Source organism: Bradyrhizobium sp. UFLA05-108 (assembly GCF_059803455.1).
In genome coordinates this window covers 17,517-29,616 of sequence record NZ_JBANAZ010000047.1, presented here as the reverse complement: position 1 = coordinate 29,616, position 12,100 = coordinate 17,517, and the positions used below count along the sequence as shown (strand labels likewise).

The 12,100-nt window shown below is 63.5% G+C and carries 10 protein-coding genes; 7 read left to right on the top strand and 3 right to left on the bottom strand.

The genetic code is table 11. The features are described 5' to 3' along the window. Positions 1 to 64: 64 nt before the first annotated feature. The 4 genes from SO140_RS29410 to SO140_RS29395 all read left to right on the top strand — a co-directional run bounded on the left by SO140_RS29410 (position 65) and on the right by SO140_RS29395 (position 3,861). A complete protein-coding gene (locus SO140_RS29410) occupies positions 65 to 988 on the top strand; it encodes a division plane positioning ATPase MipZ (protein ID WP_449379958.1) in 924 nt (307 codons plus the stop codon). Positions 989 to 1,321: 333 nt separating this feature from the next. Continuing rightward, a complete protein-coding gene (locus SO140_RS29405) occupies positions 1,322 to 2,182 on the top strand; it encodes an alpha/beta fold hydrolase (protein ID WP_449379959.1) in 861 nt (286 codons plus the stop codon). Positions 2,183 to 2,312: 130 nt separating this feature from the next. After that, positions 2,313 to 3,068: a vWA domain-containing protein gene (locus tag SO140_RS29400; protein ID WP_449379960.1), complete on the top strand. Its 756-nt coding sequence runs from the start codon at positions 2,313 to 2,315 to the stop codon at positions 3,066 to 3,068. Positions 3,069 to 3,135: 67 nt separating this feature from the next. Further along, positions 3,136 to 3,861: a DnaJ domain-containing protein gene (locus SO140_RS29395; RefSeq protein ID WP_449379961.1), complete on the top strand. Its 726-nt coding sequence runs from the start codon at positions 3,136 to 3,138 to the stop codon at positions 3,859 to 3,861. 241 nt (positions 3,862 to 4,102) lie between these two features. On the opposite strand, the gene SO140_RS29390 is transcribed toward SO140_RS29395, so the two are convergent. Then, positions 4,103 to 5,923 (bottom strand): serine hydrolase, encoded by a 1,821-nt coding sequence (locus SO140_RS29390; protein WP_449379962.1) that lies wholly within the window; start codon positions 5,921 to 5,923, stop codon positions 4,103 to 4,105. Positions 5,924 to 6,360: 437 nt separating this feature from the next. Between SO140_RS29390 and SO140_RS29385 the strand changes: the two genes are divergently transcribed. From SO140_RS29385 to clpA, 3 genes are all read left to right on the top strand, one after another. After that, entirely contained in the window at positions 6,361 to 6,699 is a 339-nt protein-coding gene (locus SO140_RS29385; protein WP_027523022.1) for a phasin family protein, read from the top strand. A 726-nt stretch (positions 6,700 to 7,425) separates the two neighbouring features. Next, complete coding sequence (clpS, locus tag SO140_RS29380) at positions 7,426 to 7,758, top strand: ATP-dependent Clp protease adapter ClpS (protein WP_027523020.1); 333 nt, start codon at positions 7,426 to 7,428, stop codon at positions 7,756 to 7,758. Positions 7,759 to 7,946: 188 nt separating this feature from the next. Next, positions 7,947 to 10,361 (top strand): ATP-dependent Clp protease ATP-binding subunit ClpA, encoded by a 2,415-nt coding sequence (gene clpA, locus SO140_RS29375; RefSeq protein ID WP_449379963.1) that lies wholly within the window; start codon positions 7,947 to 7,949, stop codon positions 10,359 to 10,361. A 69-nt stretch (positions 10,362 to 10,430) separates the two neighbouring features. Here the strand turns inward: clpA and SO140_RS29370 are convergent, their stop codons facing one another. Together SO140_RS29370 and SO140_RS29365 are read right to left on the bottom strand one after the other, a co-directional pair. Continuing rightward, positions 10,431 to 10,886 (bottom strand): PEGA domain-containing protein, encoded by a 456-nt coding sequence (locus tag SO140_RS29370; RefSeq protein WP_449379964.1) that lies wholly within the window; start codon positions 10,884 to 10,886, stop codon positions 10,431 to 10,433. Between the two features lie 168 nt (positions 10,887 to 11,054). Beyond that, positions 11,055 to 11,966, bottom strand: a complete 912-nt coding sequence (locus SO140_RS29365) for a DMT family transporter (RefSeq protein WP_449379965.1) — start codon at positions 11,964 to 11,966, stop codon at positions 11,055 to 11,057. Positions 11,967 to 12,100: the final 134 nt, after the last annotated feature.

Genomic DNA, 12,100 nt, shown 5'->3' with positions numbered 1-12,100 from the left:
ATTTCACTTGACCGCAGACCCGGTCAACTTGAAGATATTTGTTAGGGGCGTTGAGGATTCCTACATGCTTGTGCAGGCTAGCCAAGGCCAATTGGGCTCGGCGCATGTTGTCGTGCTCGGCAACGAGAAGGGTGGCTCTGGGAAATCCACCACGGCCCTGCACATCGCGGTCGCGCTGCTGAAGGCCGGCCAACGCGTCGCCACCATCGACCTCGACTGCCGCCAGCAGAGCTTTACCCGTTACATCAACAACCGTTCCGCCTGGGGGCGCCGTACCGGCCTCGCCCTCGAGTTGCCGGTGCATCGTTGCATCAAACTCGGCGAGACCATGCAGATCGCCGACAACGAAAACTCCGAGTTCCTCCAGTTCATGGAGGCGGTCGCGGCGGTCGAGAGCAACTTCGATTTCATCGTCATCGATACGCCCGGAACCGACAGCTACCTGATGCGGCTCGCGCACTCGATGGCGGATACCCTGGTCACCCCGATCAACGACAGCTTCCTCGACTTTGACGTGCTCGGCACCGTCGATCCCGCCAACTATGCGGTGACCGGCGAGAGTCATTATGCCGAGATGGTCCGCGACGTCAGGCGCAAGCGCCGCCAGCTCGATGGCTCGACCACCGACTGGATCGTCGTGCGCAACCGCCTGTCGATGCTGGGCTCACGCAACAAGCAGCTCGTCGCCGACGGGTTGAAGGAATTGTCACTGCGGCTCGGCTTCCGCTATGTCGACGGCTTTGCCGAGCGCGTCGTCTACCGCGAATTTTTCCCGCGCGGCCTGACCGCCCTCGACGATATCGACGAAGCGACCCTCGGCATGCGGCCCAATCTCGGCCACGTCACCGCCCGCGAGGAGGTGACGAGCCTGCTCCGCCAGCTCAAGCTGCCGCTCGACGAGCGCGGCCGCCGCCGCGCCGCCAATCGCGCCGAATGGTTCAGCCAGGTCGACAAGCCGCTCGAGCTTCACGACATCGTCGGTGCCTGACCGGGCGCGGTACGAAGCTACTTCCACCAAAGATATTTGATCGGCGCCCGGGTTCCACGGGAACCGGCGGGACCATCTGCGATTGAACCTGGCGCAGACAGGTTGCGTCAGAGGGATAATAGTACCTGACGTAGTGGTCTTGGAATACCGTGCTCAGAAAACGAGTGCGGCGCACAATGAAAGAGCTGCCGGTTCACAATTTTTGGTCTTCCCGTCACGACGCTGTGACATATATTAAGGAATAACCGACAAGGGGCCCAAGAGCCTTCAAGCAATACAATTTCAAACGGGAGTTCAGGCCAGAAGAGCCTGAGCGTGAGGCTGAGGACGAAGATGAAGCGTGGAATTGCCGTTCTGGTTTCCGTCACCGCCCTTGCAGGCGTCGCCTATTTCACGATGGCGAAGTGGGCCATCAAGCACGAGACCATCACCTTCTATGATGCCTCGCGCGACAACCGCCCGGTGCCGGTTGATGTCGCCGTTCGTCGTGACCGCGAAATGCAGGCGGATAGCGGCTTGATCACGCTGCCGGTCGCCGTGATCAACCACGGCAACACCGTCAAGAACACCGAGTATGGCTTCCTCGCCAACGTCTTTGCGATGCGTGGCTATCTCGTGGTGAGCCCGCAGCATGACCTGCCGACCGATCCGCCGATGGTGACCAAGCCGGGCGAACTCTATGTCGGCCGCCTGCCGCAAATTCTGCGCGGTGTGGCCAACATCCATCTGGCGCTGCATGACATGAAGACCGTCCAGCCCAACGCCAACTATTCCAGGGTGACGATGGTCGGCCATTCCATGGGCGGCGACATCACCATGTATTTCGCCAAGCAGTATCCGGACGAGGTCAAGAAGGTCGTGACGCTCGACAATCTGCGCGTACCCTTCGTCACCGCCGGCAAGTTCAAGATCCTGTCGTTCCGCTCGAAGGATCCGCAGTTCAAGACCGATCCTGGCGTGCTTCCGACAGACGAGGAGTGCGAGAAGGCGGGCATCACCGTCGTGAAGACCGACTTCCAGCATAACGACATGCGCGACACCGGACCGGATGACGCGAAGAACTCGATCCAGGGCATGCTCGACAAGTTCCTGGCGGACACCGACAGCGAAGTGGCGCCCGTCGACACCCTCAACGCGCCGCCCAAGGTGCTCGAGCCGGGCCCGGTCGCGCTGATGGCACCTTCCAAGAGCTGACGCTTCCGTCGACCTCCGAACTTTCGCCCTGCCGGGCCTCCGCTGCTGACCGCCGCGGGGGCCTTTGCACATTGACCGATCATGGCGCGCTCGCCACATATTGGTGATGTAGTCTAGTGTGCGAGCAGGGATGTCCGGCGAACCGACCAAACCACGCAGCGGCGATGCCGTGTCGGCGCGGGCCGAGGCCGACGAGAGGTTGCCGCAGGCAAAGACCTCCACCAGCGACGACATCGCGGCCTTCGTCGCCAAGGCACGCGCGATGTCGCCGCATGCGCCCGGTGCGAAGGGCCGGTTGATTTTCGCGCTCGACGCTACGATGAGCCGGCAGCCGACCTGGGACATGGCCTGTGCGCTCCAGGCCGACATGTTCCGCGAGGCGGCAGCGCTCGGCAGCCTCGATATCCGCCTCGTCTACTACCGTGGCTTCAACGAGTGTCGTGCGACAGGATGGATCTCCGACAGCACCAAGCTCGCGCGCCTGATGAGCAAGATCGATTGCCGCGGCGGCGACACCCAGATCGGCCGGGTGCTTTCGGAGGCACGGCGCGAAGCGGCATCCTCCGGCGTACGCGCGGTGGTTTTCGTCGGCGATGCCATGGAGGAGAAGGTCGACGAGCTCTGTGCCAAGGCGGGCGAGCTCGGCATGCTCAAGGTTCCGGTCTTCGTGTTTCAGGAAGGTCATGATGCGACCGCCGAGCAGGCGTTCCGCGAGATCGCACGGCTGACCGGCGGAGCGTGGTGCAGGTTCGATCCGGGCGCGGCGGCGCAACTGCGCGAGCTCTTGCGCGCGGCAGCGGCCTACGCCGCCGGCGGCCGCGAGGCGCTGCTCAGGCTGGCCAAGACGACGAGCGGCGCGGCGAAGCTGATCGGGCAGATGAAGTGAGGCGCTAGCCGTCCGCGTCGAAACCGGCCCGCATGCTTTTTGTGACCAAGGCGACTATATTCCGATCATGCCGACCCTGATCGCAGGCGCTGTCGCCGTCGTTACCCTGTACCTGCTGTTGCAGATGTTCCGTTCCGCCAATCCGGCGGTGCTTGCGCGCGCCATCAAGGTCGGCGGCGGGGTCGTGGCGCTGGCGGTTGCTGCCTTCACGGGCCTGCGGGGCGAACTGGCGGTCGCGATCCCGCTCGGCATCTTCGGTGCCGGCCTGCTCGGCTGGACGCCGCTCGCGAACTCGACCTTCGGCAATATCGGCGGGCTGTTCGGCGGCGCGCCGCGCTCGCCTGGGCAGACCTCGCGCGTCCGCTCGCAATTTCTGGACATGCGGCTGGACCACGAATCCGGCCAGCTTGCGGGCGAGATCGTCGCCGGGTCTTATGCCGGGCGTTCGCTTGACGAGTTCGATCTTGCCGCGCTGCTTGCGATGTGCCCCGCCTTCGACGCGGAGAGCGTCGCGCTACTCGAAAGCTATCTTGACCGCCGGTTTCCCGCCTGGCGTCAGAACGCGCAGGGAGATGCGGCAGGGCGGCAGGGTCGCGCGGCGCCGAGCGGCAAAATGACGGCGGAGGAAGCCTATCAGATCCTTGGCCTGCAGCCGGGAGCGGGGCGCGAGGAGATCGGCCGGGCCCACAAGACCTTGATGAAGAAACTGCATCCCGACCAGGGGGGCTCGACGTATCTCGCTGCTCGGGTAAACGAGGCCAAGGATACTCTGCTTCGCACGCATAACGGCTAACTCCGGCAACTAACGCTACAAACGCCCGTACCGCGTCAGCTCCGTATTGCTCTGCCTGCCGTCGCCCCGATGTCGCCCGCCATTGTCAGCGTGGTCGATTCCTTGAGCGAAATCTTAACCGTAAATCGTTGACGAGAGGTTGTTGCGAAACAGTCTTCGCGCTTGTCTCAAACGACTTGCCTGAAACGACAATGCCCGCGCACCAGGCGCGGGCATCGGGATCGGATCGATTTGGTGGGCGTCAGTTGCGGACGGTGATGCAGGAGATGTCGGCACGCTTCAGCGTGCGGCAGACGGCCTCCGCCTGGTCGCGCTCGAGCCCGGCAAAGCGGGCGCGGAACAGCTTGCGATTGTCCTTGGCGACGACCTCGGTGAACGGATCGGCCTTGCTGAGCAGGCCGCGGGCCGAACTGCGGGCGGCTTCGATGCGCTGCTGCGCCTCGTTCTCGCTTTCCAGCGCGCCGACCTGCACGATCCAGCCACTATGCGCGGCGACCGGCTTGGTCGTTGCGCTCGTCTGGATCGGCTGCGGGGCCGGCTCGGCCGAGGCGAGTTTTGCGGCAGGCGCAGGCGCGGGGGCCGCGGCGCTGGAGGCCGGCAGGACGCCGAGGATGCCGTTGCCGGTGCCAAAGCCCGGCGGCTGCGGCGGCAACTCGCTGCGGGCGACTTCAGGCTTGGCGATGACCTCCGGCTTGTTGACGACGTCAGCCTTGGCGACGACGGCGCCGGAGGTTTCCGCGACTTCGGCACGCGCGCTGGAGATCGTGTTGGTGATCGGCGGTGCCGGCTGCGACGGGGCCGCGGAGGCGATCTTCACGGCGCCGGCCTTGACCTGAACCGTCTTTACCTTGACCGGCTTCATGGGTTCGGAGGAGCCCGGAATGATCGAGAGCGGCTGGCTCGAGATCACGCCATTGGTCAACGGCGCGGGTTCGACCTTGGATTCGACTACCTTGGGCTCCGGCTTGGCGGCCGGCGGCATGGCCGCGGTAGCGGCCGCAAGAGTGGCGAGGCGTGAGGCGGGGCGCGGCGCGGGCGCTTCGGGGGCGGGGGCTGCGGCGGCCTGGGCCTGCGGTGCTGCACGCGCTGGCGTGTCGGAGGCATCGGCGACGTCGGTGCTGGTGTCGGCGCCATTGCGCTCGGTGATGGCGGCCACGGTGCGGCTGCTGGCGCCCTTCTCGAGGTTCTCTGCGAGCAGGTTGCGCATGATGGCGTCGCGTGAGCCGCCGCTGCGGCCGCCCAGGACCACGCCGACCAGGAAGTGGTTGCCGCGGTGAATCGAGCTGACGAGATTGAAGCCGGAGGCGCGGGTATAGCCGGTCTTGATGCCGTCGACGCCCTCGACACTGCCGAGCAGGTGATTGTGGCCCGTGATCGTCCGGCCGCGGAAATTGAACGCCGTGGTCGAGAAGTAGCGATAGTAGCGCGGGAAGCGATCCTGGATCGCACGGCCAAGCGTGGCCTGGTCGCGCGCCGTCGTGTTCTGTTCGTCGTTGGGAAGGCCCGAGGCGTTGCGATAGACCGTCCTGGACATGCCGAGCGCACGCGCCTTGCGCGTCATCATCTGGGCGAAATCGTCCTCGGTGCCGCCGATATATTCGGCGATGACGACCGCGGCGTCGTTGGCGGAACGGGTGACGAGGCCCTTGATCGCGTCCTCGACCCGGATGGTCTGGCCGGGGCGCAAGCCCAGCTTGGTGGGATCCTGGTCGGCAGCGTGTTCGGATACGGGCATCTCGGTGTCGAGCTTGACCTTGCCGGACTCCAGACGCTCGAACAGCAAATAGAGTGTCATGATCTTGGTGAGCGAAGCGGGGTGACGAATCCCGTCGGGGCTCGTCGCTTGCAGCGTCGTGCCGGAATTGCCGTCGACGATGATCGAGGCGAATTGCGGGCTATAGCTCTCGCCGGAGTCGCGATGCACGCGGTGCGCATAATGCCTGCCGCGATGGCGCCGCGCCTCGGCAGCATCGGTCGTGAAGATGACTGCGGTGGTGACTGTAAGAAGCCCGAAAACCCCAGCCCGCGCCAAGCGCGAGGATGACCAGTTCTTACGAAGCATGAAACCCCGTCCCCGTTTCTGACTTGATCACCGGTTCGTTAGGCAAAATTGTGCCCTCCAGATCCGGGACCATGACCTGCTTAAGCCGCCAATCCGCCGGCGCTCATCGCCGGCAATCGAGGCTCAAACCGCTGTTCTGGCTAAGGCGATGTTCGCAAACGGCTTTTGACCGCCTGTCGGAAGCTGAACACGTCCAGGGAATCAGGGTAGGGGCGGCCGGTTTCCAAAAGCTTAAGGAACCCTTGCGTAGATATCCGGGAATCATCTCAAGTTGCACGTATTATTGTGCGTCGCACAAAGATTCTTGACTTTTTTGTGCGTTGCACTATTTGTGGGCAGCGTCAGGCGGCCCCAAGGAGAGAACCAAGACTTGAGATATCCAAGGCTTGAGAAATCTAAGGCTTCCGGACGAGAGCCAGGGAAAAAAGGATTCCATGATGTTCAAGGTTGAAGACTTTCAGAACTACGGGAAAGAGCAGTTCGAGCAGTGCGTCGCCTCTGCGAGCTCGGTGCAGCACGGCCTCCAGGCGATCGCCAGCGCCTATGGCGACTACACCAAGAAGTCGTTCGAGGACACCAAGTCCTTCGTTGAGAAGCTTTCCGGCGTGAAGTCGCTGGACAAGGCGCTGGAAGCGCAGACCGATTTCGCACGCTCCGCCTACGAGACCTTCGTTGCGGAATCGCAGAAGATCGCCGGCCTCTACAACGACCTCGCCAAGCAGGCGTTCAAGCCGGTCGAGACCATCGTCTCGAAGTTCACCCCGGCCGCTCACTAACACTTCGTCAAGTCTTGGAATCGGAAGAGCCCGGCTGGTTCAGCCGGGCTTTTTTCGTGGGTGGGTTCGCGTGGGCTATTGCGAGACCCTGAGCTTGCTGAGCGCGGTATCGATCGTGTTGAAGGTCGTCACAATCTGAGGCGAGCTGGTCAGCATGCAGAACTTGCCGAGCTGCTCGCGCAGTCCCGCAGAACGGTGTCGGATCGTCGTCGACTGGAATTGTCGAAACCGTCGAGCTGTTGCTTGCGCACACTGGCTTGATGATCGCTGCGGTTCATGACATCGCCAGCGAGGTGCTTTGTCGGTGAAGAGCGGGCTGGTTAATTCGACCGTAGAAAACCGGAGGTGTGTTCGGTCCGCGGCCGCCAGGGGATTCACGCCGGGTTCCTGCCGATCGGATTTTTTTGTCAAATGGGTCCGGATTGATTAACCTTGGTCAGGATCGCCAGTGACCGGGAATCGGGACCGCTGCGGCCGCATTGGTCGAGCCTTTGCACGCTTGCGGCGGGTCGGGGGCAGGCCCATATTCCTTGATGCCGTTCCGGTGAGGACCGGACCGGTCGGGAGCGGCGATCGAACAAGACGGCTCGCCTATGCGAGGCTCCGACGACGGAGCAGCGCGGCGGGCTGCCATACGCTTCCGTGGGGATTTTGAACGCCTGTGCCATGCCGCAACTAACTTCCAGCCTCGATCTGCCCACGTCAGCCGTCGCCTATGCTCCGCGGATGAGCAATGACGAGAACCGTTCTAATGGTCCGTCCGGCCCGAGCACCTCGGTCATCACCAAGGTCAAGCCCAAGACCAAGCGACCCAACCTTTACCGGGTGCTGATCCTGAACGACGACTACACTCCGATGGAGTTCGTGGTTCTCGTGCTGGAGAAGTTCTTCAACAAGGACATCGAGGCAGCGACCAAGATCATGCTGCATGTCCACCATCATGGCATCGGCGAATGCGGCGTCTTCACCTACGAGATCGCCGAGACCAAGGTCACACAGGTGATGGATTTTGCCCGCAAGCACCAGCACCCGCTGCAATGCGTGATGGAAAAGAAGTAGGCGCCTCCCGAGTCCTGGGGTCACCTCCGCCCAAATCGGAACGGGTTTTGCATCGAAAATACCGCGCATGAGTCCTGTGTCGCGGAACCGCTCTTTCGCCGCGATCTTGTATAACTATATGTGACAAAGGTTGTTGTTGCCTGACCGGGCGATGGCGATCATGATGGTGGGGGCCACAGAGGACGCGAATGCCGACTTTTTCTCAAAGCCTTGAACAATCCCTGCATCGTGCGCTGGCGATCGCAAATGAGCGTCACCACCAATACGCGACGCTCGAACATCTGCTGCTGTCGCTGATCGATGACTCCGACGCAGCAGCCGTCATGCGGGCCTGCAGCGTCGATCTCGACAAGCTGCGCACCAGTCTCGTCAACTATCTTGAGACCGAATTCGAAAATCTGGTGACGGACGGAGCCGACGACGCCAAGCCGACGGCCGGTTTCCAGCGCGTGATCCAGCGCGCCGTGATTCACGTGCAGTCATCCGGTCGTGAGGAAGTGACCGGTGCGAACGTTCTGATCGCGATCTTCGCCGAGCGCGAGAGCCACGCCGCGTATTTCCTGCAAGAGCAGGACATGACGCGCTACGACGCGGTCAACTACATCAGCCACGGCATCGCCAAGCGGCCGGGCGTCTCGGAGGCGCGCCCCGTTCGCGGCGTCGACGAGGAAACCGAGACAAAGGGCAACGAGGACTCCAAGAAAAAAGGCGAGGCGCTCGAGACCTACTGCGTCAATCTCAACAAGAAGGCGCGCGACGGCAAGATCGATCCGGTGATCGGCCGCAATTCCGAGATCAACCGCGCCATCCAGGTGCTCTGCCGCCGGCAGAAGAACAACCCGTTGTTCGTGGGCGAGGCCGGTGTCGGCAAGACCGCGATCGCGGAAGGCCTTGCAAAGCGCATCGTCGACAGCGAGGTGCCGGAGGTTCTGGCGGCGGCAACCGTGTTCTCGCTCGACATGGGCACGCTGCTCGCCGGCACGCGCTATCGCGGCGACTTCGAGGAACGCCTGAAGCAGGTGCTGAAGGAGCTCGAGGCGCATCCCAACGCCATCCTGTTCATCGACGAGATCCACACCGTGATCGGTGCGGGTGCGACGTCGGGCGGCGCGATGGACGCCTCGAACCTGCTCAAGCCGGCACTCGCCTCGGGCACTATCCGCTGCATGGGCTCGACCACCTACAAGGAATACCGTCAGCATTTCGAGAAGGACCGCGCGCTGGTGCGGCGCTTCCAGAAGATCGACATCAACGAGCCGACGGTTGAGGACGCGATCGCGATCCTCAAGGGGCTGAAGCCGTACTTCGAGGACTACCACCGGCTGAAATACACCAACGAGGCCATTGAGGCCGCGGTGCAGCTCTCCTCGCGCTACATCCACGACCGCAAGCTGCCGGACAAGGCGATCGACGTGATCGACGAATCCGGTGCGGCGCAGATGCTGGTTGCCGAGAACAAGCGCAAGAAGACGATCGGCATCAAGGAGATCGAGACCACGATCGCCTCGATGGCGCGGATCCCACCGAAGAGCGTGTCGAAGGACGATGCCGAGGTGCTCAAGCATCTCGAGCAGACCTTGAAACGCGTCGTGTTCGGGCAGGACAAGGCGATCGAGTCGCTGTCCGCCTCGATCAAGCTGGCGCGTGCCGGCCTGCGCGAACCGGAGAAGCCGATCGGCTGCTACCTGTTCTCAGGGCCCACAGGCGTCGGCAAGACCGAAGTCGCAAAGCAGCTTGCCTCCAGCCTCGGCGTCGAGCTGTTGCGCTTCGATATGTCCGAATACATGGAGCGGCACACCGTGTCGCGCCTGATCGGCGCGCCTCCCGGCTATGTCGGCTTCGACCAGGGCGGTCTGCTCACCGACGGCGTCGACCAGCATCCGCATTGCGTGGTGTTGCTCGACGAGATCGAGAAGGCGCACCCCGATCTCTACAACGTGCTGCTCCAGATCATGGACCACGGCCGGCTCACCGATCACAATGGCAAGCAGGTCAACTTCCGCAACGTGATCCTGATCATGACCACGAATGCCGGCGCGGCCGACCTTGCCAGGCAGGCCTTCGGCTTCACCCGCTCCAAGCGGGAAGGCGACGACCACGAGGCGATCAACCGGCAGTTCGCGCCGGAGTTCCGCAATCGTCTCGACGCCATCGTCTCCTTCGCCCATCTCAATGCCGATGTGATCGGCATGGTGGTGGAGAAGTTCGTGCTCCAGCTCGAGGCCCAGCTCGGCGACCGCGACGTCACGATCGAGCTCTCCGAGGAGGCCAAGGCCTGGCTGATCAAGCACGGCTATGACGAGCAGATGGGCGCGCGGCCGATGGCCCGCGTGATCCAGGAGCACATCAAGAAGCCGCTCGCCGACGAGGTCCTGTTCGGCAAGCTCAAGGGCGGCGGCCATGTCCGCGTCGTGCTGGTCAAGGACGAGGCCGACGCCGAGAAGGACAAGATTGGCTTCGAGTTCGTCGAGGGCCCGGTCACGCCGAAGCAGGAGAAGCTGCCCGGCACCCGCAAGCGCCCGCCGTCAGGCAAGTCCAAGCCGGGCGGTCCCGGCGGCCCCTCCAAGGGGCCGACCTCCAAGGGGCCGCTGGTCAAGGTTTGATCGGGAGCGTCATGAATTGAAAAAGGCCGGCTGAAGAGCCGGCCTTTTTTGTCGATCTGCGGAGCAGGCTTAGGTGCCGGCTTCGGGCGCCTTCGGCGGACGCGGCTTTCTCGCAGCCGGCGCCGGCGCGCGCGGCGGCGGAGCCGAAGGCTGCATCGTGACGATGACTGGATTGGGCTTGTGGTCGGTTGCCGCGCCCGTTACCGCGTCGACGCCCATGCCCACGACACCTCCCAGCAGCAGATTGCCGGCAAAGCCGGCGGCTCCGGTGCCCGGGATGTCGCGTTGCAGCTGGACCACCTGTGACTCGTAACCCGGCTTCTGGAAGGTGATGGAAATATCGGCGTTGCGCTTGGCAACGACCGAGCATGGCGTGGTGCAGGTGGTCGGCACGTCAAGTCCCGAAACAACCGCCTCGGCGCCGGATGGTGTTGATGAAATGGCGATGTTTTCCGTCGTGCCGCGCGTGACCGACGCGCAGCCGCCCAGCATGACGCCGAGCGCCACAATTCCAAATATTCGCATGAAATGCCCCTAAAATCCCCGCCGCAAATCAAGCGCAACCAGTGCGCGAGGGCAAGTGGCAGGCATGCCAAATGGTTAAGCCACGCACAGGTTGTGCGGCGGACGCGCGGGCAGGGTGGGATGAAGCGGCGAATGCTGCCGTAGCCGTCCCCCGGGCGCAGCAGGACATCAAGCCCGCGTCGCGGCTCGCTCCAAAGTCGCGGCTCGGCTCGGCGGCAGGCGCACGAAGAGGACGACATTGCCGAGGCCAACGAGTGCCAATCCGGTGATCGACCAGGGCGACCAGGGGTAGGCCTCGAAGGCGCTGGAGACGGCGAGCGCGACCACGGGGTAGAGCACCGTCACATAAGCGGCGCGATCGGCACCCAACCGCGCCACCAGCGAGAGATAGGCGAGAAACGCCGCGATCGTGCCGATCACCGCGAGATAGAGCAGGCTGAGGAGGTAGGTGGGCGAGGGGTCGATCACGAAGGCTGCGCCTTGTGCCAGACAGAAGAGAGCGAGGAAGACCGTGCCCCACGTCATGGCCCGGGCGACGGCGTTGGGAAGGTTCGTCCCGTTCGCCGTGGCACGCAAGGAGGCGAAATTGCCGAGCGAGAAGACAAGCGCCGCGGCGAGCTGCAGCGCAACGCCGAGCGCCGTGCCGGCATCGACCGCAACGCCCGCGAACGCCTCGCCGAAAAGGAGGATGATGCCGACCATTCCCAGCAAACCGGCGCTGAGGATGCGCCGGCTCGGGCGCTCGCCCCGGAAGAGCCATTGGTTGAGCGGATTGAATATCGTGACCGTCGTGAAGATGACGGAGGCGACGCCGCTCGCGACATGGCCGATCGCGGCATAGGTGAGGATATAGTTGACGCAGAAGAGGCAGATGCCCATGGCCGCGAACCAGCCATGCTGCTGCAAGTCGACGCGCTGCAACCGCCCTGTTGCCGCAAGGCCAGCCCACATCAAGGCCGTCGCGAGAGCGAAACGCCAAAGGATCGAGATTTCCGGAGCGACGATCCCGAGCTGCAGCTTGATCGCGAACCAGGTGAAGCCCCAGGCAAGGACGACGGTGATGAAGAGCAGAGCGGTCATGGCACTCGATCGTTGGAGTCCGCGATCCCTAGTCCGGCTCTTGCTAGCTTGTCTGTCGCAACGCTGCCTGTTCTTGTCAGGATCTTGCTCCAAAAGCGCGGCGTCCGAGGCGCCTGACGTTGTGGCGCGATGGC

Coding starts and splice junctions, on each gene's coding strand:
- SO140_RS29410 (WP_449379958.1), top strand. CDS start 65: ATGCTTGTGCAGGCTAGCCAAGGCCAATTGGGCTCGGCGCATGTTGTC.
- SO140_RS29405 (WP_449379959.1), top strand. CDS start 1,322: ATGAAGCGTGGAATTGCCGTTCTGGTTTCCGTCACCGCCCTTGCAGGC.
- SO140_RS29400 (WP_449379960.1), top strand. CDS start 2,313: ATGTCCGGCGAACCGACCAAACCACGCAGCGGCGATGCCGTGTCGGCG.
- SO140_RS29395 (WP_449379961.1), top strand. CDS start 3,136: ATGCCGACCCTGATCGCAGGCGCTGTCGCCGTCGTTACCCTGTACCTG.
- SO140_RS29390 (WP_449379962.1), bottom strand. CDS start 5,923: ATGCTTCGTAAGAACTGGTCATCCTCGCGCTTGGCGCGGGCTGGGGTT.
- SO140_RS29385 (WP_027523022.1), top strand. CDS start 6,361: ATGTTCAAGGTTGAAGACTTTCAGAACTACGGGAAAGAGCAGTTCGAG.
- clpS (WP_027523020.1), top strand. CDS start 7,426: ATGAGCAATGACGAGAACCGTTCTAATGGTCCGTCCGGCCCGAGCACC.
- clpA (WP_449379963.1), top strand. CDS start 7,947: ATGCCGACTTTTTCTCAAAGCCTTGAACAATCCCTGCATCGTGCGCTG.
- SO140_RS29370 (WP_449379964.1), bottom strand. CDS start 10,886: ATGCGAATATTTGGAATTGTGGCGCTCGGCGTCATGCTGGGCGGCTGC.
- SO140_RS29365 (WP_449379965.1), bottom strand. CDS start 11,966: ATGACCGCTCTGCTCTTCATCACCGTCGTCCTTGCCTGGGGCTTCACC.